General features: G+C 68.7%; 19 protein-coding genes and 1 riboswitch. Of the genes, 12 read left to right on the forward strand and 7 right to left on the reverse strand.

The genetic code is table 11. The annotated features are described in order from the left end of the window. The first annotated feature begins 1 nt into the window (after position 1). Positions 2-814, forward strand: a complete 813-nt coding sequence (locus tag BM345_RS08205; RefSeq protein WP_093377735.1) for a hypothetical protein — start codon at positions 2-4, stop codon at positions 812-814. Between the two features lie 21 nt (positions 815-835). On the opposite strand, the gene BM345_RS08210 is transcribed toward BM345_RS08205, so the two are convergent. Further along, a complete protein-coding gene (locus BM345_RS08210; protein ID WP_093377738.1) occupies positions 836-2,821 on the reverse strand; it encodes a monovalent cation:proton antiporter family protein in 1,986 nt (661 codons plus the stop codon). 105 nt (positions 2,822-2,926) lie between these two features. Here BM345_RS08210 and BM345_RS08215 point away from each other — a divergent pair, with 105 nt between their 5' ends. Genes BM345_RS08215 through BM345_RS08230 form a run of 4 tightly spaced genes read left to right on the forward strand, consistent with a single transcriptional unit; the run spans position 2,927 to position 5,908 of the window. Further along, positions 2,927-3,931 carry a KpsF/GutQ family sugar-phosphate isomerase gene (locus BM345_RS08215; protein ID WP_093377740.1) on the forward strand — a complete coding sequence of 335 codons (1,005 nt, stop codon included), beginning with the start codon at positions 2,927-2,929 and terminating at the stop codon, positions 3,929-3,931. Next, positions 3,931-4,482, forward strand: coding sequence for a KdsC family phosphatase (locus BM345_RS08220; protein WP_093377743.1), 552 nt, complete (start codon positions 3,931-3,933; stop codon positions 4,480-4,482). The genes BM345_RS08215 and BM345_RS08220 overlap by 1 nt, the downstream gene beginning before the upstream one ends. Next, on the forward strand, positions 4,479-5,120 hold the full coding sequence (lptC, locus tag BM345_RS08225) for an LPS export ABC transporter periplasmic protein LptC (protein ID WP_093377745.1): 642 nt from the start codon (positions 4,479-4,481) through the stop codon (positions 5,118-5,120). The genes BM345_RS08220 and lptC overlap by 4 nt, the downstream gene beginning before the upstream one ends. Next, the gene (locus tag BM345_RS08230) at positions 5,117-5,908 is read left to right on the forward strand and encodes an SDR family oxidoreductase (RefSeq protein WP_093377748.1); all 792 of its coding nucleotides are present in this window, start codon (positions 5,117-5,119) and stop codon (positions 5,906-5,908) included. The genes lptC and BM345_RS08230 overlap by 4 nt, the downstream gene beginning before the upstream one ends. A 66-nt stretch (positions 5,909-5,974) precedes the next feature. On the opposite strand, the gene BM345_RS08235 is transcribed toward BM345_RS08230, so the two are convergent. Next, on the reverse strand, positions 5,975-6,499 hold the full coding sequence (locus BM345_RS08235; RefSeq protein WP_093377750.1) for an RNA recognition motif domain-containing protein: 525 nt from the start codon (positions 6,497-6,499) through the stop codon (positions 5,975-5,977). 260 nt (positions 6,500-6,759) lie between these two features. Further along, a riboswitch (yybP-ykoY riboswitch) is annotated at positions 6,760-6,941 on the forward strand. A gap of 6 nt (positions 6,942-6,947) precedes the next feature. Between BM345_RS08235 and BM345_RS08240 the strand changes: the two genes are divergently transcribed. From BM345_RS08240 to BM345_RS08260, 5 genes are all read left to right on the forward strand, one after another. Further along, positions 6,948-7,511, forward strand: coding sequence for a TMEM165/GDT1 family protein (locus BM345_RS08240; protein ID WP_093377753.1), 564 nt, complete (start codon positions 6,948-6,950; stop codon positions 7,509-7,511). Between the two features lie 133 nt (positions 7,512-7,644). Then, positions 7,645-8,790, forward strand: coding sequence for a homoserine O-succinyltransferase MetX (locus BM345_RS08245; RefSeq protein WP_093377756.1), 1,146 nt, complete (start codon positions 7,645-7,647; stop codon positions 8,788-8,790). Then, positions 8,787-9,377, forward strand: coding sequence for a methionine biosynthesis protein MetW (gene metW / locus BM345_RS08250; protein ID WP_093377758.1), 591 nt, complete (start codon positions 8,787-8,789; stop codon positions 9,375-9,377). Before BM345_RS08245 ends, metW begins: the two co-directional genes overlap by 4 nt. Before the next feature lie 18 nt (positions 9,378-9,395). Continuing rightward, positions 9,396-9,989: an IMPACT family protein gene (locus BM345_RS08255; protein ID WP_093377761.1), complete on the forward strand. Its 594-nt coding sequence runs from the start codon at positions 9,396-9,398 to the stop codon at positions 9,987-9,989. 135 nt (positions 9,990-10,124) lie between these two features. Then, on the forward strand, positions 10,125-10,682 hold the full coding sequence (locus BM345_RS08260; protein WP_093378381.1) for a bactofilin family protein: 558 nt from the start codon (positions 10,125-10,127) through the stop codon (positions 10,680-10,682). A 21-nt stretch (positions 10,683-10,703) separates the two neighbouring features. On the opposite strand, the gene BM345_RS08265 is transcribed toward BM345_RS08260, so the two are convergent. Beyond that, positions 10,704-11,468 (reverse strand): DUF72 domain-containing protein, encoded by a 765-nt coding sequence (locus BM345_RS08265; RefSeq protein ID WP_093378384.1) that lies wholly within the window; start codon positions 11,466-11,468, stop codon positions 10,704-10,706. A 95-nt stretch (positions 11,469-11,563) separates the two neighbouring features. On the opposite strand from BM345_RS08265, the gene BM345_RS08270 reads away from it, so the two are divergent. Both BM345_RS08270 and BM345_RS08275 read left to right on the forward strand, forming a co-directional pair. Continuing rightward, positions 11,564-13,087 carry a M20 family metallopeptidase gene (locus BM345_RS08270; RefSeq protein ID WP_093377763.1) on the forward strand — a complete coding sequence of 508 codons (1,524 nt, stop codon included), beginning with the start codon at positions 11,564-11,566 and terminating at the stop codon, positions 13,085-13,087. Next, entirely contained in the window at positions 13,084-13,950 is an 867-nt protein-coding gene (locus BM345_RS08275; RefSeq protein ID WP_093377766.1) for an alpha/beta hydrolase, read from the forward strand. Before BM345_RS08270 ends, BM345_RS08275 begins: the two co-directional genes overlap by 4 nt. Positions 13,951-13,978: 28 nt before the next feature. Here the strand turns inward: BM345_RS08275 and BM345_RS08280 are convergent, their stop codons facing one another. The 4 genes from BM345_RS08280 to BM345_RS08295 all read right to left on the reverse strand — a co-directional run bounded on the left by BM345_RS08280 (position 13,979) and on the right by BM345_RS08295 (position 17,660). Next, positions 13,979-15,151, reverse strand: a complete 1,173-nt coding sequence (locus BM345_RS08280; protein WP_093377768.1) for an MFS transporter — start codon at positions 15,149-15,151, stop codon at positions 13,979-13,981. Between the two features lie 34 nt (positions 15,152-15,185). Continuing rightward, positions 15,186-15,725 (reverse strand): YidB family protein, encoded by a 540-nt coding sequence (locus BM345_RS08285; protein WP_093378386.1) that lies wholly within the window; start codon positions 15,723-15,725, stop codon positions 15,186-15,188. A gap of 115 nt (positions 15,726-15,840) precedes the next feature. Further along, complete coding sequence (locus BM345_RS08290; protein ID WP_093377771.1) at positions 15,841-16,554, reverse strand: 16S rRNA (uracil(1498)-N(3))-methyltransferase; 714 nt, start codon at positions 16,552-16,554, stop codon at positions 15,841-15,843. A gap of 14 nt (positions 16,555-16,568) precedes the next feature. Then, positions 16,569-17,660: an aminoglycoside phosphotransferase family protein gene (locus tag BM345_RS08295; protein ID WP_093377773.1), complete on the reverse strand. Its 1,092-nt coding sequence runs from the start codon at positions 17,658-17,660 to the stop codon at positions 16,569-16,571. Between the last annotated feature and the right edge of the window lie 94 nt (positions 17,661-17,754).

Below are 17,754 nucleotides of genomic sequence, written 5' to 3' on the forward strand. Positions count from 1 at the left end.
CATGACCGTGCTGTGCGGCGCCTGCAACGCCGAGAACCGCGACGCTGCCAAGTTCTGCAAGGGCTGCGGCCGCAAGATTGCCCAGGCCTGGCCACAGGCCATCACCCCGCTGGCCGTTGGCGCGGCCGACGCCAACATCTTGCTGGGCGCGGCTGCTGCGGCCCCTGTGTCGAAGCCTGCCGCCGCCCCCGCGAGTGCGGTCGAGGAAATCCAGCCCGTACTGGCGTTTGAACGCCCACGCATCGGCAACGGCCGATGGATCGCCGGCCTGGGTCTTGCCGTGGTGCTGCTGGTGCTCGTGGCCGCCTGGTGGGGTCACAAGAACAGGAGCCAGGAAATCGCGGAGCCGTCGTCACCGCCGGCAGCGGCGTCGCCGGCCCCGATTCCAGCGGCGATCCCCGAGACCGAGCTCACGCCCGCTGCCACGCAAGCCATGGCGCCCGCGCCGACGCCTGTGGCAGACGGCGCCCCGCTCATCGAAGGGGCGGATGCATCCCTTCATCCCGCGCCGGCCGCGGATGCCGCCGTGCAGAAGCCGCGCAAGCAGCTTGCCAAGAAGCAGGCTCCAGCGACAGCCCCGGCGCCGGTGGTGGAAGCCGTGGCGCCCATGCCGCCGCCCCCCGCGCCCGAACCCGTGCGCATTCCGACCCCGCAGGAGGCGTGCGCCGGCCGCAACTTCGTCGCCCGGGCGCAGTGCATGGCCGCGCAGTGTGCCCGGCCGGAGGTGGCCGGCCATGCGCAATGCGAGGCGGTGCGCCGCCAGCAGCAGATCGAGGAAGAAAGGCGCAATCCGACGATGTCGGGCGCCGGCTGACGGTTCCCGCCTTCCGGCGCGTCAGCCTTGCTGCAGCCGGTTGATGGCCACTGCCAGCGCGGCGGGCTTGCCGGAGAGCACCAGCGTGTCGCCGTCCGCCAGCAGGGTGTCCTCGGCCAGGTCGCAGCGCTGGCCGTTGCGTCGGCGCAGGCTGGCCACCCGCACGCCCATCGCTTCCAGTTCCAGCATGGCGATGGTGCTCCCCACGGCCTGCGCGTCCTCGCTCAAGGTGAAGCTGTTGAAGCGCTCGTGGTCGATCTCGTCGGCGTGGTCGTCGTCGGCACCGTGGAAATAGCCGCGCAGCAGGTCGTAGCGTGCATCGCGCTGGTCCTGCACCACCCGGATCACCCGCCGCATCGGCACGCCCACCAGCGCCAGCGCGTGGCTGGCCAGCATCAGCGAGCCCTCGATGGCCTCGGGCACCACCTCGGCGGCACCGGCGGCCTGCAGCTTCTCCAGGTCGCGGTCGTCCTGGGTGCGCACGATCACCGGCACCTGCGGCGCATGGGCCCGCGTGTTGGCCAATACCTTGAGCGCGCCGGGAATGTCCAGGTAGGTCACCACCACGGCGCTGGCGCGCGCCAGGCCCGCGGCCATCAGCGCCTGCAGGCGCGCTGCATCGCCGAACACGACCGAGTCGCCGGCTGCGGCTGCCTGGCGGACCCGGTCGGGGTCCAGGTCCAGCGCCATGTAGGGAATGCCTTCGCGCTCCAGGATGCGCGCCAGGTTCTGGCCGCAGCGGCCGTAGCCGCAGATGATCACGTGCTGCGCGGTGTTGATGGTCTTGCGCGCGATGGTGGTCATCTGCAGCGACTGCTGCAGCCAGTCGCTGGCCACCAGCTTGCGCACGATGGCGTTGCTGTACAGGATGATGAAGGGCGTGGCCAGCATCGACAGCACCATCGAGGCCAGCACCGGGTTGATCAGCCACTCGGGCATCAGCATGCCCTTGCCCGCCAGGCTCAGCAGCACGAAGCCGAACTCGCCCGCCTGCGCCAGGTACAGGCCGGTGCGCAATGACACGCCGGCCGTGGCGCCCAGCCCGCGCGCCAGCAGCGTCACCAGCCCCAGCTTGAAGGCCAGCGGCAGGACCAGCAGCACGCCCACCAGGCGCCAGCGCTCCACCACCACGTGCCAGTCCAGCGACATGCCGATGGTGATGAAGAACAGGCCCAGCAGCACGTCGTGGAAGGGGCGGATGTCCGTCTCCACCTGGTGCTTGAACTCGGTCTCCGACACCAGCATGCCGGCGATGAAGGCGCCCAGGGCCAGGCTCAGGCCTGCCAGGTCGGTCAGCCAGGCCAGGCCCAGCGTGATCAGCAGCAGGTTGAGCATGAAGAGCTCCTCGCTGCGTCGGCGCGCCACCAGCGTGAGCCACCAGCGCATCACGCGCGGGCCGCCATAGAGCAGCAGGGTGACCAGCAGGCCGGCCTTCAGCAAGGCCACGCTCAGCGCCTTGAGCAGCTGCTCGGGCGGCGCGCCCAGGGCGGGGATCAGCACCAGCAGCGGCACCACCGCCAGGTCCTGGAACAGCAGCACGCCCATGACGCGCTTGCCGTGTTCGCTCTCGAGTTCCAGGCGGTCGGCCATCAGCTTGACCACGATCGCCGTGCTGCTCATGGTCAATGCGCCCGACAGCGCCAGCGCGGTCTGCCAGGTGAAGCGCCAGTGCGGGGGCAGCAGGCGTGCCAGCAGCAGCGCACCGCCGGTGGCGATCACCATGGTGAGCACCACCTGCAGCAGCCCCAGCCCGAACACGTGGTTGCGCATGGCCCGCAGCTTGGGGAGGTTGAACTCCAGCCCGATGGCGAACATCAGGAAGACCACGCCGAACTCGCCCAGGTGCCGCATCGCCTCCGAGTCCTGCGCCAGGGCCAGCGCGTGCGGGCCGATCAGCACGCCCGCCACCAGGTAGCCGAGCATGGGCGGCAGCTTCAGCGACCGGCAGGCCACCACGCCGATGACCGCGGCCAGCAGGTACAACAGCGTGAGGTCAAAGGACGACATGGTCCGATCCTATTCGAGAGCTCCCATCGTTTCGCCCGGGGTCTACACGAAAAGCGAAGCCCGGCGCGCTCGGGCGCGAAGCGGCGCGCGCCTAAAATCCGCGCGATGAGCACGCCCACGCCCGACACCCCCCCGGCCTTCGAACCCGAAGCGATGCTGGCTCGCGCCCGCGCCACCTTCGACATCGAGGGGCAGGCCGTGCTGGGCCTGAAGGCCCGCGTGGGCGCCAGCTTCGTCGAGGCCGTGCGGCGGATTCTGGTCGTGCGCGGCCGCGTCGTGGTGATGGGCATGGGCAAGAGCGGGCACGTGGGGCGCAAGATCGCCGCCACCCTCGCCTCCACCGGCACGCCGGCCATGTTCGTCCACCCGGCCGAGGCCAGCCACGGCGACCTGGGCATGATCAAGGCGGTCGACCTGGTGCTGGCCATTTCCAACAGCGGCGAGGTCGAGGAACTCACCACCATCCTGCCGGTGGTCAAGCGCCAGGGCGTGCCGCTCATCGCCATGACCGGCCGCACCGATTCCACGCTTGCCCAGCACGCCGACATCGTGCTGGACAGCGGCGTCGAGAAGGAGGCCTGCCCGCTCAACCTCGCGCCCACCGCCAGCACCACCGCCCAGATGGCCATGGGCGATGCGCTGGCCGTTGCGCTGCTGGACGCCCGCGGCTTCGGCACCGAGGACTTCGCGCGCTCGCACCCGGGAGGCGCCCTGGGCCGCAAGCTGCTCACCCACGTGAGCGACGTCATGCGCTCGGACGACCAGGTGCCGCTGGCCACGCCGGCTGCCACGGTGAGCGAGCTGATGCGCGCCATGAGCACCGGCGGCTTCGGCGCCGCCGCCATCGTGGAGCCCGACGGCCATGCCAGCGGCGTCTTCACCGACGGCGACCTGCGCCGCCTGATCGAGGCCGGCGTGGACCTGCGAACCGCCCGGGCGCAGGAAGTGATGCACCGCGGCCTGCGCACCATCCGCGTCGACGCCCTGGCGGTGGAAGCCGCGGAGCTGATGGAGCAGCACGGCATCACGCGGCTGTTCGTGGTGGATGCGAAGGACAAGGTCGTCGGCGCGCTCAACACCAACGACCTGATGCGCGCGAAGGTCATCTGATGGCCGCGCAGCCCTTCAAGACCGAGACCCTGCTGCTCGCGCAGGACCTGCGCGTGGCCTTCTTCGATGTCGACGGCGTCCTGACCGACGGCGGCGTGTACTTCAGCGAGCACGGCGAGACGCTCAAGCGCTTCTCCATCCTCGACGGCTACGGCCTCAAGCTGCTGCGGCGCGCCGGCATCACGCCGGTGGTGATCACCGGGCGCGACTCCAAGCCGCTGCGCGTGCGCCTGGAGGCGCTGGGCCTGGAACATGTTCGCTATGGCACCGAGGACAAACTGCCGGCCGCGCAAGCCCTGCTCGCCCAGTTGGGCCTGGACTGGTCCCAGGCCGCCGCCATCGGCGACGACTGGCCCGACCTGCCGGTGCTGGCGCGCGTGGCGCTGGCGGTGGCACCGCCCAATGCACACCTGGAAGTGCGCAACATCGCCCACCACGTGACCAGCGCGCGCGGCGGCGAGGGCGCGGCGCGCGAGTTCTGCGACCTGCTCCTCACCGCCGGCGGCCACTACCGCCGCATGCTCGATGCCGCACGAGGGCCGCTGACTTGAGTCGCCTGCTGCATTGGCTTCGGATCGGCCTCGATCGCGTCTCGATCTACCTGCCGATCATCCTGGCCGCGGGACTTGCGCTGGGCACCTACTGGCTGGTGCGCAACGCGCCCAAGCTGCTGGAGCCGCGCGCGGCGGTGCCGGTAACCCACGATCCGGATTACTTCATGCGCGACTTCGTGGTGAAGCGATTCTTCCCCAATGGCGAACTGCGCAGCGAACTGCGCGGCAAGGAAGGCCGCCACTATCCGGACACCGACACGCTGGAAGTCGACGAAGTCCGGGTGCGCACCGTGTCGCCGCAAGGCCTGGTGACGCACGCCACCGCCAATCGCGGGCTTTCCAATTCCGATGCCAGCGAGGTCCAGTTGTTCGGCAATGCCATCGTCGTGCGCGACGCGGCCCGCAGCCCGGACGGCGAGGAGACCCCGCGTCTGGAATTCCGGGGCGAATTCCTGCATGCCTTCACCGACAGCGAGCGCGTCACCTCCAACAAGCCGGTGACCCTGACGCGGGGCGAGGACCGCTTCACTGCCGATTCCATGGACTACGACAAGATTTCCGGCGTGGCCAACCTCAAAGGCCGCGTGCGCGGCGTGATCCAGCCGGCCCGCACGACGCCGGCCAAGAAGCCATGAGCGACCGCGCGATTGCGCCGCTGGTGTTCATCACCGGAGCGTCCAGCGGCATCGGCCAGGCGCTGGCAGCGCGCTACTACGCCGCCGGCTATCGCTTGGCGCTGAGTGCGCGGCGCACGAACGAGATCGAGGCCTGGGCGGCAGCGCTCGGGCTGGAGCGCAGCCGCGTGCAGGTCTACGGCGCCGACGTCGCGCAGGTCGACAGTATCGTGAGCGCCGGACGGGACTGCATCGGCAGGCAGGGCGTGCCGGACGTGGTGATTGCCAATGCGGGCATCAGCGTGGGCATGGACACCGAGCAGCGCGAAGACCTGGACGTGATGGCGCAGACCTTTGCGATCAACAACCTGGGACTGGCCGCCACCTTCCACCCTTTCGTGGCGCCCATGCGCACGCGCGGCAGCGGACGTCTTGTGGGCATCGGCAGCGTGGCGGCGATCCGCGGCCTGCCCGGCCACGGTGCCTACTGCGCCAGCAAGGCGGGCGTGGTCAGCTATTGCGAGAGCCTGCGCGGCGAGTTGCGCAGCAGCGGCGTGAAGGTGGTGACGATCTGCCCCGGCTACATCGACACGCCGCTCACGCAAGGCAATCGCTACGGCATGCCCTTCCTTCTGCAACCGGGCGAATTCGCGGACCGGGCCTTCCGCGCCATCGAGGCCGGCAGCAGCTACCGCGTCATTCCCTGGCAGATGGGCGTGGTGGCCAAGCTTCTGCGCATCGTGCCGAATGCCCTGTTCGACAGAGGCGCGCAGGGGCGCGGGCGCAAGAAGCGCCGTGGCGAGCAGTAGGCAAGGCGGTAGACCCCCAATGAAAAAGGCTCCCAAGGGAGCCTTTGTTCATTGATTCTTCAGGAATCAGTAGCCGCTGTTGCCGCCGCTGCCACCGCCGAAGCCGCCGCGACCACCGCCGCCGCCACCACGCGGGCCAGCGCCGTAGGGGCTGCGGAAGCCGCCGTCGTTGCCGCCGCCGCCACTGCGGCCACCGCCGCCGTAGCCGCCGCCACCACCGCCGCCGTAACCGCCGCCACCGCTGCGACCACCGCCACCGCCGCCGTAACCGCCGCCACCACCACCACCGTAGCCGCCACCACCACCGCCGTAGCCGCCGCCACCACTACGGGGCGGGCGTGCTTCCATGGGGCGCGCTTCGTTCACGACAACGCTACGGCCGCCGAGCGGCTGGCCGTTCATGCCGTTGATTGCGGCTTGCGCTTCCGCGTCGCTACCCATCTCGACAAAACCGAAGCCCTTGGAACGGCCAGTATCGCGTTCCATCATGACCTTGGCGCTGGTCACGGAACCAAATTGGCCGAAGGCCTGTTCCAAGTCACCGTCACGCACCGAGTAAGGCAGGTTGCCGACGTAGAGTTTGTTGCCCATCAAGGGACTCCTATAAACACATCAATAAAAGCGATGGAGTCCCGAGAGCGTGACTTTCACCTGGGGTGAAAAGCCTCGAAAAACTGTCCGATCACCGATAGCCGCCCGTGCGAAATTCCGACGGTGGGCTCGCGCATTATGGGTGATTTATAGAAATTGCAAGCGCTTTTTTGACGTTTACGTCACGGTTCATCTGGAAAAAAGACGAAAGTATGTGCTTGCCAACCAGGCGGTTGCGTGGGCAGGAGCGGCTATACTCGAAGGTTGTCATTGGGGAGTAGCCGCCTTCCGATCTGCGAGAAGGGCCCGCGTCAACAGACTTGTCCTGCCCCACCGGGACATGGCGCGTGCAGTGAATACCTGGCGAGACCATTGACTGTGCAACTTCGGGAAGATGGCCGAAGGGTTGCATGGTCAATTGCGTCCTTCGGCCAGGAGCATTTATTTCATGGAAGCATTTTCCGTCGCCACCGGCATCGTCGCCCTGGCGGAGATGGGCGACAAGACCCAACTACTCGCACTCGTTCTTGCCTCTCGCTTTCGCGGCCGTGCCTGGTCCATCGTGGCCGGCATCTTCGTCGCGACGATCGTCAATCACGCACTGGCCGGCGCCGTCGGCAACTACATCACGCATTGGCTCGGTCCGACGGCCCTTCGCTGGATCCTGGGCGGCTCTTTCCTGGCCATGGCGGTGTGGATGATGATCCCCGACAAGCTCGACGAGGAAGACAGCCAGACGCGGGGCCACTTCGGCGTGTTCGGCACCACGGTGCTGGCCTTCTTCCTGGCCGAGATGGGCGACAAGACGCAGATCGCCACCGTGATGCTCGCCGCACGCTTCGTCAACGACTACATCTGGGTCGTGGCCGGTACCACGCTGGGCATGATGCTGGCCAATGCGCCGGTGGTCTTCCTGGGCGAGCGCATCATGCGGCGCGTGCCCATCAAGTGGGTGCATGGCGTCTCGGCCGCGATCTTCGCGGTGCTGGGCGTGCTGATGATCGTCGGCTGAACGTACGGCGGCGCGGGGCTATACTCGTCCCGCGCCGATTTGCTCCAGCTTGCGGGCGCGTAACAAGTTCAGCTAAAGACGGATGCCCGCAACCCGGCTCGTTTTTGGCGAGGCCGGGTTTTTCTTTTTCCACATGTCTTCCTTCGAAGTCACGCCGCAGTCGATGTTCTTCGCAGAGCCCCTGGCCCTGCGAAGCGGCACATCGATTGCCGGCTACTCGCTCGCCTACGAGACCTACGGCACGCTCAACGCCGACCGCAGCAATGCGGTGCTGGTGTGCCACGCGCTCAACGCATCGCACCACGTGGCCGGCACCTACGCGGGCCAGCCCAAGTCGCAGGGCTGGTGGGACAACATGATCGGCCCGGGCAAGCCGGTGGACACCGATCGCTTCTTCGTGATCGGCGTCAACAACCTGGGCTCCTGCTTCGGCTCCACCGGCCCGATGGACGTGAACGCGCAAACCGGGCGGGTGTGGGGCGCGGACTTTCCCGTCGTCACGGTCGAGGACTGGGTCGACGCGCAGGCGCGCCTGCTCGACGCGCTGGGCATCGACACCCTGGCCGCGGTGATGGGCGGCAGCCTGGGCGGCATGCAGGCGCTGTCGTGGACGCTGCAGTTTCCCGATCGCGTGAAGCATGCGGTGGTGGTGGCCAGCGCGCCCAACCTCACGGCAGAGAACATTGCCTTCAACGAGGTGGCGCGCCGCGCCATCGTGACCGATCCCGACTTCCACGGCGGCCACTTCTACGAGCACGGCGTGCTGCCCAAGCGGGGCCTGCGCATCGCCCGCATGATCGGCCACATCACCTACCTCAGCGACGACGTGATGAACGAGAAGTTCGGCCGCCAGTTGCGCGACGCGGCGGCGTCCGGCGCGGCGTACCGCTACTCGACACAGGAGGTCGAGTTCCAGATCGAGAGCTACCTGCGCCACCAGGGCGACAAGTTCAGCGAATACTTCGACGCCAACACCTACCTGCTCATCACCCGCGCGCTCGACTACTTCGACCCGGCGCGCGAGCACGGCGGCAACCTGAGCGTCGCGCTGGCGCAGGCCAAGGCCAAGTTCCTTCTCGTGAGCTTCACCACCGACTGGCGCTTTTCGCCCCAGCGCAGCCGCGAGATCGTCAATGCGCTCTTGGACAACCGCTTCAGCGTGAGCTACGCCGAGATCGACGCGCCGCACGGCCACGACGCCTTCCTGCTGGACGACGTGCGCTACACCGGCGTGGTGCGTTCCTACTTCGAACGCATCGCCCTGGAGCTGGCGCCATGAGCGACGAAAGCACCCAACGCCTGATCGCGAAGCTGGTGCCGCCCGGCTCGCGCGTGCTCGACCTGGGCTGCGGCGACGGCGCCCTGCTGGACCTGCTGCAGCGCGAGCGCGGCTGCACCGGGTACGGCGTGGAGATTGCCGACGGCAACGTGCTCAAGTGCATCCGCCGCGGCGTGGACGTGATCCAGCTCAACCTGGACGAGGGCCTGTCGCTGTTCCAGGACGCCTCCTTCGACGTGGTGCTGCAGATCGACACGCTGCAACACCTGCGCAATGCCGAGGTCATGCTGCGCGAGACGGTGCGCGTGGGCCGCATCGGCATCGTGGCCTTTCCCAACTTCGCGCACTGGCCGAACCGCATCAGCATCGCGCGCGGCCGCATGCCCGTGACGCGACGCCTGCCCTACCAGTGGTACGACACGCCCAACATCCGCGTGGGCACCTTCAAGGACTTCGAGGTGCTCGCGCACAAGAACAGCCTGCGGGTGCTCGATGCCTTCGGCGTGCAAGGCGAGCGCGAGGTGCGCTGGCTGCCCAATGCGCGGGCGGGCACGGCGGTCTTCAAGTTCGAGCGCAACGGCACTTGAGACCCCGGCAGGCCGCGCATGGCCTTCACGCTTGAACGCCCCGTCCACAGCGAGCTCCTGATCAAGAAGAGCCGCTTCATCGGTTGCGTGCAGCCGGTGGCCGGGCGAGCGCAGGCGCAGGCGGTGGTGGATGCACTGCGGGCCGCGCATCCCGGTGCCGCGCACGTGTGCTGGGCGCTCATGGCCGGCGGACAGTCCGCCGCCAACGATGACGGCGAGCCTGGCGGCACTGCTGGCCGCCCCATGCTGGAAGTGCTGCGCCACCAGCAGCTCGAAGGCGTGCTAGCGACCGTGGTCCGCTATTTCGGCGGCGTGAAGCTGGGCGCCGGCGGCCTGGTTCGCGCCTACACCGACGCCGTGGCGCAGGCGCTGGTCGACGCGCCCCTTCAGCAGGTCGTCGCGCGCGCCGAGTTGCGCTGCGCCGTGCCGTATGACGCGGAAGGCATCGTGCGCCGCGAACTCGCCGCCGCGTCCGCGACGCTCGATGAGGTGCGGCATGAATCTCTGGTGCACTTCGTGTTTGGCTTGGCGGCAGATCGGGTGTCCGAATTGAAGCGCCGGATCCAGGACGCGACGCAAGGCCGCGTCGTGTGGCAGGAAGTACGCAATTGATGCTTTCTTCTAGCCGTATTCAGATGAAAGTATGCGAAGTGAGCGAGCCCAGCCTTATTTGGTTACGTCTCTTGCGTAATGAAGTCGGACCCGGCACGCATGCGCTCCTACCATGCCCGTTTTCAGGAGTTCACATTGGCATCTCAGTCACCCTTCTTCGGTAAGCGCGATCGCGAACCCGAATCGCTCACCTCCCGTCCCGCACCGTTGATGGGCGCCGGTACCAATCTCTCCGGATCGCCTGTCAGCAACCCCGCCACCACCACGTCCGTGCCTCCTTCGGTCGCCAACACTGCGGCGAACGCAGCCAAGGAAAGCGGCGCCAAGCTGACCGTCGGTCCCAACATCAAGCTCAAGGGCGTCGAGATCACCGATTGCGACACCCTGGTGGTCGAAGGCCTGGTCGAGGCCACCATGGATTCGCGCGTGATGCAGATTGCCGAAACCGGCGCCTTCAAGGGCTCGGCGGGCATCGACATCGCCGAGATCCGCGGCGTCTTCGACGGCAGCCTGACCGTTCGCGAGAAGCTCGTGATCCACGCCACCGGCAAGGTCAGCGGCAAGATCCGCTACGGCAAGCTGGTGATCGAGGAAGGCGGCCAGTTGTCCGGCGAAGTCAGCGTCGGCACTTCCGGCGAAAAGCCGGCTGCCAAGCCGGCCGCCACGAGTACGCCGCTGCAAGCGGCGGCCTGAGCGCGCCAGGCGCTTTGAGTTTCAGTCGGGCGCCGGCGACCAGCCGAGCCGCTCGAGCAAGGCACCGGCGGCTGCCGGTGCCTTTTCTTTTGCCCCGTTGATGAAAAAGACGAAGGTGTCGCGCTTGGCGGCCCAGGTCTTGGCGCGCTTCGTCCATTCGTCCAGCGACTTGGACGGGTAGCCCGTGGCCTCGTCGGCCTGCGCCATCATCAGCCGCGCATAGGCCACCGGGCCGTCGGGCTCCTCGAAAGACGGGTACTTGTCGGAATCGGTGAAGACGGTGGACACGCCGTGCTTCTTCGCCATCGCCTGGTATTCGGGCACGACGAAGCTCGGATGCCGCACGTCCATCACGTGGCGCAGCACATGGCTGCCCTCCTTCTTGGGCAGCAACTCGAGGAAGGCCTCGAAGTCCTCCGGCTCGAACTTCTTGGTGGGCATGAACTGCCAGACGATGGGGCCCAGGCGGTCGCCCATTTCCGTTGGGCCGCTGTCGATGAAGCGCTTGATCGAATCGCCGGCCGTGGCCAGCAGCTTGCGGTTGGTGGCAAAGCGCGTGGCCTTCATCGAGAACACGAAGCCCTCGGGCGCCTCGCCCGCCCACTTGCGGAAGTGCTCGGGCTTGAAGCCGCTGTAGTAGGTGCCGTTGATCTCGATGGCCGTCAGGTGCCGGGCGGCGTAGGCCAGCTCGCGCGCATGCGCCAGGCCCTTGGGATAGAAGTTGTCGCGCCAGGGCTCGAAGGTCCAGCCGCCCACGCCGACGTGAATGCCGTTCTTGCTGCTCACGAGATGCACCTTTGCTCGAGTTTCGCGCGCACTCTACGCGCGCTGCGCGGCAGGCGCAAAATGTTCGCTTTGACGCCTTTCCCGGAGAACCCACGATGAACGCCCCCCTGCACCGCGAAATCGGCCGCGACGCGCCGGCCGCCTTCCTCGACGCCGAACGTGCCCTGTCCGATGTCACCCGCCAATGGGACGGCGACATCGTGCGCCAGCTCACCGACTACATCGCCATCCCGGCCAAGTCGCCCGGCTTCGACAAGGAATGGGCCGCCAACGGCTACCTGGAGACGGTGCTGCGCAATGCGGCCACCTGGGTCGAGGCGCAGAAGGTGGAGGGCCTCAAGCTGGAGGTCGTGCGCCTGCCCGGCCGCACCCCGGTGCTCTTCTTCGAGGTACCGGCAACGGGTACCGACATGAAGGAAACCGTGCTGATGTACGGCCACCTGGACAAGCAGCCCGAATTCACCGGCTGGCGCAACGACCTGGGCCCCTGGACGCCCAAGTACGAGAACGGCCTGCTCTACGGCCGCGGCGGCGCGGACGACGGCTACGCGGTCTACGCCAGCACGGCGGCCATCCAGGCGCTGAAGGCGCAAGGTGCGTCGCATCCGCGCATCGTGGGCATCGTCGAGACCTGCGAGGAATCGGGCTCCTACGACCTGCTGCCCTATGTCGACGCCCTGCGCGAACGCCTGGGCGACGTCGGCCTGGTGATCTGCCTGGATTCAGGCGCAGGCAACTACGAGCAGCTGTGGCTCACCACCTCGCTGCGCGGCATGGCCAGCGGCACGCTGAAGGTCGAGGTGCTGACCGAGGGCGTGCATTCGGGCGACGCCTCGGGCCTGGTGCCCTCGAGCTTCCGCATCATGCGCCAGGTACTCGACCGCCTCGAAGACAGCAAGACCGGCCGCCTGCTGCCCGAGAGCTTCCATTGCGAGGTGCCGGCCGAGCGCGTCGCGCAGGCCCGGGCCACGGCCGCCATCCTGGGCGAGGAGGTCTACAAGCGCTTCCCCTGGGCCCACTACGACTGCGGCGGTTCCACCAGCTTCGCGTTGCCCGTGACCACCGAGCCGGTCGAGGCCCTGCTCAATCGCACCTGGAAGCCCACGCTGAGCGTGACCGGCGCCGAGGGCTTCCCGGCGCTGAAGGACGCGGGCAACGTGCTGCGCCCCTACACCGCCTTCAAGCTCTCGCTGCGCCTGCCGCCCCTGGTGGATGCGGGCAGCGCGGTGCAGGAACTCAAGACCCTGCTGGAAGACAACGCGCCCTACCAGGCCCGTGTCACCTTCGACTCCAACGGCGGCGCCACGGGCTGGAACGCGCCCACCACCGCGCCGTGGTTCGAGCGCGCGCTCAATGCCGCTTCGCAGGCCCACTTCGGCGCGCCTTGCGGCTACATCGGCCAGGGCGGCACCATCCCGCTCATGAACATGCTCAGCCAGGGCTTTCCCAAGGCGCAGATGATGGTCTGCGGCGTGCTGGGCCCCAAGAGCAACGCGCACGGCCCGAACGAGTTCCTGCACGTGCCGTATGCCAAGAAGCTCACCGCCGCGGTGGCCGAGGTGATCGCCGCCTTGCCGGTGGCGCACGCTGCCGAGCAACAGCAAGCCGCCGCCGCGTGAGTGCGGGCACCAGCCGGACGCTGCGCAGCGCCGGCGGCGAGACGCTGGCCCTTCGCGAATGGTTGGCGACGCCCGCTTCGCCGCGGGGCGTGGTGCACATCACCCACGGCCTGGGCGAGCACGCGGGCCGCTATGCGCACGTGGCGCACAGGCTCAATGCGCTGGGCTTCGCGGTGCGTGCGCACGACCACTTCGGACACGGGCAGTCCAGCGGCGCGCGCGGCGGATTGCCGCACGGCCTGCGGCTGAACGAGGACCTGGCGCTGGTGGTCGACGACGCGCGCGCCGCCTTCCCGGGCCTGCCGCTGGTGCTCCTGGGGCACAGCATGGGCGGCCTGGTGGCGGCCAGCTTCGTCGCACGCGGCGTGCGGCCGGTGGACGCGCTGGTGCTCTCATCGCCGGCCCTGTCACCCACGCTGAGCGCGGCGCAGAAGGGGCTGATTGCGGTGCTCTCTCGTGTCGCGCCCGGCCTGCGCATGGGCAACGGCCTTGACGCGCAGGATCTCTCGCATGACCCCGCAGTGGCCACTGCCTACACCGGCGATCCGCTCAACCATGACCGCATCGGCGCGCGACTGGCGCGCTACCTCGCCGACGAAGGTGCGCAGGTGATGGCGATGGCGCCGCGCTGGCCGGTGCCCACGCTGCTTCTTTATGCGGGGGCCGACCGGCTGGTGCGCCCCGAGGGCAGCCGCGCCTTCGCAGCGGCCTCGGCCTCGAGCGGGCAGGTGCAGGCCGTGGCCTTCGAGCGGCATTTCCACGAGATCTTCAACGAGCTGGATGCACAACCGGTGTTCGAGGCGCTGGAGCGCTGGCTGGGCGAGCGCTTCGGCCTCGGCGGCGACGCGGCTGCCCGCGCCTGAGGCCAGCCGGCCGGGGCAAGTTGCCGGGTCAGGCGACCTTCGGTGCCAGCCGTTGCACGCGTGCCAGCCACAGCAGGCCCGCTGCGGTCAGCGCCACCGGCAGGAGCGAGCCCAGGTTGAGCCATTGCCAGCCCTGGGTCGTGACCAGCACCCCCGAGGCGAGCGAGCTCACAGCCAGCGTGGCGAAGATGCAGAAGTTGAGCGCACCCTGCGCCCGGTCGCGCTCCTGCGCGGTGTAGGCGGTGAGCGAGAGCGTGGTGCTGCCGGTGAAAAGGAAGTTCCAGCCCACGCCCAGGAGGAAGAGCCCGGCCAGGAAGTGGTGCAACTCCACGCCCGACAGCGCCACCAGGATGCAGCCGAGGTTCAGCAAGAGCCCTGCGGCCATCACCGGCAACGCGCCAAAGCGCCGGATCAGGTGCCCGGTGAAGAAGCCCGGCGCGAACATGCCGATGACATGCCATTCCAGCACCCACGCCACATCCTCGAAGGGAAAGCTGCACACCTGCATGGCCAGTGGCGTCGCCGCCATCAGCAGGTTCATCACGCCGAATCCCAGTGCGCCCGCCATCGCAGCGAAGATGAAGACCGGCTGCCGCATGATTTCCGACAGCGGGCGGCCGCCCTGTCCCGCCTGCGCGGAAGGTGGCGGGGGAAAACGGATGAACTGCATCAGCACGGCCGACAGCACCGCAACGGCAGCGAGCGCCACGTAGGCGCCCGCGAAAGGCGCGGCCAGCCACTGTCGTGTGAGCGATGCGAGGTTCGGGCCGGCCACCGCGCCGATGAGGCCACCGGCCATCACCAGCGAGACCGCCTTCTCGCGCCACGAGGGCGCCGCCAGCTCGGCCGCGGCAAAGCGGTAGAGCGTGGCGTTGGCGTTGTAGTAGCCCGCCACCACCGTGGCGGCGCACAGCAGCCAGAAGGCGTGCATCAGCACCGCGGCGGCGCAGGCCAGGGCGGAGACGAAAGCCACCGCCAGCCCGACCTGGAAGGAAACGCGCCGGCCGAAGCGCCGCTGCGTGCGCGCCACCAGGCCAGTGGACAGCGCGCCGCCCACCACGTAGGCCATCACCGGAAAAGTCGCCATCCAGTGCTGCGGCGCCAGCGAGAGGCCCACCAGCCCGTTGATTGCCATGAAGGCGACGTTGTTCGTGAGAACCAGGCCCTGGCAAGCCGTCAGCAGCAGCAGGTGGCGATTCATGCGGTGCTTCGGCGCCTCTCGCTTCGTGGCCGGATCAGCCGCGCAGCAGGCTGCTCAGCGACGCCATCAGGTCCTGCTGGTTGCCTACGCCCTGCTCCGGCACCTTGCCCTGCGGCGTGAGCTGGTTGATCAGCAGCGGCAGCACGCTGGCCAGCAGCGGCAGCAGGGTCTGCGCGTTGATGCCCAGCTTGGAAGCCATGCCGGCGATCGCATCGCTGCCCAGCGCGCCCTGCACCTGGTCCGGCGAGACCTGCTGGTTCTGCCCGGTGCCGACCCAGGAGCCGACCGCGTCGCCCATGCCCGCCTGCTCGAACTTGGAGACCAGGCCGCCCAGGCCACCCATCTGGCCGTCGTTGGCCAGCAGGCCGCCCAGGACGTCGGCCAGGCCGCCGCCTCCCGCTGCACCGCCAGCGGCGCCGGCGTTGCCGGCGTTGCCGCCTCCCAGCAGCGCATCGAGCCCACCCATGCCGGCCAGTGCGCTGAGGCCCTCCAGGCCGCCTGCGCCGCCGCCCGGCTGTTGCTGCGCCTGCGCGCCACCCATGACCTGACCAAGAACCGAATCCAGCAATCCCATGATGTGCTCCTCGAAGTTGAGCTGACCGAGGCGGGCATTGTGCAGGAGCTTCGGCGAAACGAGGGTGAACAAAGGATTCGGCACGCCATGCGCGGCGGGCCTGCCCGAACCGGAATCAGCCCGCGAGCAGCACCAGCGCGGCAAGGGCCGCCGTCTCGGCGCGCAGCACGCGCGTGCCCAGCGTCACCGCGGCGAAGCCTGCCGCGCGCGCCTGCTGGTCTTCCTCGCGGCTCAGGCCTCCTTCCGGGCCACTGAGCACCAGGACGCCTTCATCGACCGGCGCGGCGGCTTGCGCCAATGGGCGTGTGCCTTCCGCCAGGCTCAGCACCAGCCGATGCGGGGCGAAGGAGGATTGCTCCAGCCATTTGGAGAAAGGCATCACCGGATGCACCTCAGGCACACGGTTGCGACCACATTGCTCGCATGCCGCGGCGGCGATGGCTTCCCAGTGCGCGCGCTTCTTGTCGGCGCGCTCGCCGGTCAGGCGGAGCACCGCATGCGCCGTCATCAAGGGCTGGATGCTGGCCACGCCCAGCTCGGTGGCCTTTTCCACCAGCCAGTCCATGCGCTCGTTGGCCGGCATGCCCAGCGCCAGGTGAACGGCGCGCGGCGCCTCGCGCTCGAGGGCTGCGTGTTCCTTGACCGTCACCAGCACGTCGCTGCGGCCCATGCGTTCGACGGTGGCGCGCCACTCGCCGCCCTCGCCATTGAACAGCGTGATGTCGTCGCCTGGCTGCAGCCGCAGCACCTGCACATGGCGCGCGGCGCTTTGTGGCAGGTCCAGCGTGTGTCCGGCCTGCAGGGCGCCGGGGACGTGGAATCGCGGCATGTGCGCGGCTCGGGTCAGACGCGGCCGAAGGCGTAGCCGCTGGCCGCCTGGATGCCTTCGATCTGGTCCGCCGCGCGCAGCAGCGGCGCCAGTTCGCGGTACCGCCCGGCGGTGGCACGGATGTAGCCGATGAAGCGCGGCGCATCGGCCAGGTAGCGCGGCTTGCCGTCGCGCAGGGTCAGGCGCGCGAAGATGCCCGCCACCTTGAGATGGCGCTGCAGGCCCATCCATTCCACCGCGCGGTAGAAGGCGCCGAAGTCCTCGTCCACCGGCAGGCCAGCCTTGCGGGCCTTCTCCCAGTAGCGCACCGTCATGTCGATGACGAACTCTTCCTCCCAGCTGAGGAAGGCGTCGCGCATCAGGCTGGCGATGTCGTAGGTGATGGGGCCATGGACCGCGTCCTGGAAGTCGAGCACGCCCAGGGCGCCGCTGTCCGGATGGACCATGAGGTTGCGCGGCATGAAGTCGCGGTGCACGTACACGCTGGGCGAGGCCAGGTTGTTCTGCACGATCTGATCGAAGCTGCGCGCCAGCGTCTGGGCCAGCGGGCCCTCGATCGCGATGCCGCGGTGCTGGGCCACGTACCAGTCGGGGAACAGGGCCAGTTCGCGGCGCAGCAGGGCTTCGTCATAGGCCGGCAGCACGCCGGCCCTGGAAGAGAGCTGCCAGCGCACCAGGGCGTCGATGGCGGCGTCGTACAGCGGCCGCGCGGCCTCGGGCTGGGCCGGGTCGATCACGTCCAGCATGGTCTGGCGGCCCAGGTCGTCCAGCAGCAGGAAGCCCTGCGCGCGGTCCCACTCCAGCACCTGCGGCGCGCTGACGCCGGCCTGTGCCATCAGCTGGGCCACCTTCACGAAAGGCTCGCTGTTTTCCTTGTCGGGCGGCGCGTCCATCACGATCCGGGTGGTGCCGCCGCTGGCGTCCACGCGGAAGTAGCGCCGGAAGCTGGCGTCGGCCGATGCCAGGCGCACCGTACCGGCTTCAAGACCGTGCAGTGGCGCCACGAGCGCCAGCCAGCCGGCGAAGGCCTGTTCGCGTCGTGCGTCGCTCCAGGAGATGGGGGTGGACGCGGCGGCGCCGGGAGGCAGGGTCGAAGGTGCTGTCATGGATAATCAATTCTACAAATCCGCCCCGTGGGCAGCCCTTCGCAGCAGGCCGCCGGGACCTGCGCAAAGACGCTGGCCCCGGTGCCGAGCCCCT

The sequence above is a fragment of the Variovorax sp. OV329 genome, assembly GCF_900114785.1.
Classification (GTDB): domain Bacteria; phylum Pseudomonadota; class Gammaproteobacteria; order Burkholderiales; family Burkholderiaceae_C; genus Variovorax.

Coding starts and splice junctions, on each gene's coding strand:
- BM345_RS08270 (WP_093377763.1), top strand. CDS start 11,564: ATGAACGCCCCCCTGCACCGCGAAATCGGCCGCGACGCGCCGGCCGCC.
- BM345_RS08235 (WP_093377750.1), bottom strand. CDS start 6,499: ATGGGCAACAAACTCTACGTCGGCAACCTGCCTTACTCGGTGCGTGAC.
- BM345_RS08285 (WP_093378386.1), bottom strand. CDS start 15,725: ATGGGATTGCTGGATTCGGTTCTTGGTCAGGTCATGGGTGGCGCGCAG.
- BM345_RS08230 (WP_093377748.1), top strand. CDS start 5,117: ATGAGCGACCGCGCGATTGCGCCGCTGGTGTTCATCACCGGAGCGTCC.
- BM345_RS08280 (WP_093377768.1), bottom strand. CDS start 15,151: ATGAATCGCCACCTGCTGCTGCTGACGGCTTGCCAGGGCCTGGTTCTC.
- BM345_RS08245 (WP_093377756.1), top strand. CDS start 7,645: ATGTCTTCCTTCGAAGTCACGCCGCAGTCGATGTTCTTCGCAGAGCCC.
- BM345_RS08215 (WP_093377740.1), top strand. CDS start 2,927: ATGAGCACGCCCACGCCCGACACCCCCCCGGCCTTCGAACCCGAAGCG.
- BM345_RS08295 (WP_093377773.1), bottom strand. CDS start 17,660: ATGACAGCACCTTCGACCCTGCCTCCCGGCGCCGCCGCGTCCACCCCC.
- BM345_RS08255 (WP_093377761.1), top strand. CDS start 9,396: ATGGCCTTCACGCTTGAACGCCCCGTCCACAGCGAGCTCCTGATCAAG.
- BM345_RS08240 (WP_093377753.1), top strand. CDS start 6,948: ATGGAAGCATTTTCCGTCGCCACCGGCATCGTCGCCCTGGCGGAGATG.
- BM345_RS08220 (WP_093377743.1), top strand. CDS start 3,931: ATGGCCGCGCAGCCCTTCAAGACCGAGACCCTGCTGCTCGCGCAGGAC.
- BM345_RS08290 (WP_093377771.1), bottom strand. CDS start 16,554: ATGCCGCGATTCCACGTCCCCGGCGCCCTGCAGGCCGGACACACGCTG.
- BM345_RS08205 (WP_093377735.1), top strand. CDS start 2: ATGACCGTGCTGTGCGGCGCCTGCAACGCCGAGAACCGCGACGCTGCC.
- BM345_RS08210 (WP_093377738.1), bottom strand. CDS start 2,821: ATGTCGTCCTTTGACCTCACGCTGTTGTACCTGCTGGCCGCGGTCATC.
- metW (WP_093377758.1), top strand. CDS start 8,787: ATGAGCGACGAAAGCACCCAACGCCTGATCGCGAAGCTGGTGCCGCCC.